The organism is Actinoplanes sp. NPDC048791, from assembly GCF_040650095.1.
In the GTDB taxonomy this organism is placed as follows: Bacteria; Actinomycetota; Actinomycetes; order Mycobacteriales; family Micromonosporaceae; genus Actinoplanes.
On record NZ_JBEZGQ010001724.1, the window covers coordinates 1 to 1082 of the forward strand.

Sequence of the window (1082 nt, forward strand, 5' to 3'; positions counted from 1 at the left end):
TCCCACTGGCAGGAGCGCACGCTGGGCCTGCCGGCCGAGAACCCCGACGGGTACGCGCACGGCTCCCTGATCGCCGACGCCCCGCAGCTGCGCCGGCCGTTGCTGCTGGTGCACGGCATGATCGACGACAACGTGCTGCCGGTGCACACGATGAAGCTGTCCGCGGCGCTGATGGCGGCGGGCCGTCCGCACACCGTGCTGCCGCTGCCGGGCGTGACCCACATGGGCGCGTCGGTGCCGGGCCTCTGGGAGTACGAGCTGGCCTTCCTGCGGGAGTCCCTAGGTATCGCCTCCTGACGCTGCTCAGCCGCCGGCGATCGCCGGCGGCAGATCGTCGAACCAGGCCAGCATGGCCCGCTCGTACGCGAGCCCGAACGCCAGCGTGGCCACCGCGTACGGTTCGGCCTCGGCCGCGCCGGGCGGCAGCTCCGCGTCGATCTGCTCGTACGCGGCCAGCCGGGCGGCGTGCGCCTCCCGGTGCCGGGCGACGACGGTGGCCAGCTGGTCCGCCGGGACGTGCCGGCCGAACATGATCGTCAGCAGCAGCGGGAAGCGGATCGTCTCCGGCTCGGGCTCCCGGGAGACCCAGGCCGTGAACGCTGCCCGGCCGGCGTCCGTGATCGCGTACGGGCGCCGGTCCCGCCGGCCGCGTTCCTGCGCCTCGACCAGCCCGTCGGCGGCCATGGCGGCCAGCTCCCGGTACACCTGGCTCTGGGTGAGCGACCAGAAGTCACCGATGCGGGACTGGGCTGTGGCGACCAGGTCCCAGCCGGACATCGGTCCCTCGTGCAGGAAGCCGAGCAGCGAGGCGGCGGTGGCGTTGAGCGGACGGGATGGCATCCGGCGCTCATAGCGGTCCACGCCACGGCGGGAGGCCTCGGTCTGCTGCTCGCCGTGCCGGTGATCCTGGCGCCCAAGCGGCGGGGCCGGCACCCGATGCTCGGCCGGGCCTACGCGGTCAGTGCCGCGGTGTTGTGCCTGACCGCGTTCGGCCTGGTCGCGTACGACCCCGGGCGGCTGGTTGGGCTGGCCGTCCTGGGCACGCTGACTGCGCTGTGGGTGGGCGGCGGGGTCTGGCTGGC

General features: G+C 74.2%; 3 protein-coding genes. 2 read left to right on the forward strand and 1 reads right to left on the reverse strand.

Going from position 1 to position 1082, the window contains the following annotated elements; genetic code table 11:
• The coding region (locus tag AB0C29_RS49955; protein WP_360835624.1) for a prolyl oligopeptidase family serine peptidase at window positions 1-297 on the forward strand (297 nt) is incomplete at its 5' end.
• A gap of 6 nt (window positions 298-303) precedes the next feature.
• Here the strand turns inward: AB0C29_RS49955 and AB0C29_RS49960 are convergent.
• Window positions 304-840, reverse strand: a complete 537-nt coding sequence (locus tag AB0C29_RS49960; protein WP_360835626.1) for a PadR family transcriptional regulator — start codon at window positions 838-840, stop codon at window positions 304-306.
• A gap of 54 nt (window positions 841-894) precedes the next feature.
• Here AB0C29_RS49960 and AB0C29_RS49965 point away from each other — a divergent pair.
• The coding region (locus tag AB0C29_RS49965) for a hypothetical protein (RefSeq protein WP_360835628.1) at window positions 895-1082 on the forward strand (188 nt) is incomplete at its 3' end.

Coding starts and splice junctions, on each gene's coding strand:
- AB0C29_RS49960 (WP_360835626.1), bottom strand. CDS start 840: ATGCCATCCCGTCCGCTCAACGCCACCGCCGCCTCGCTGCTCGGCTTC.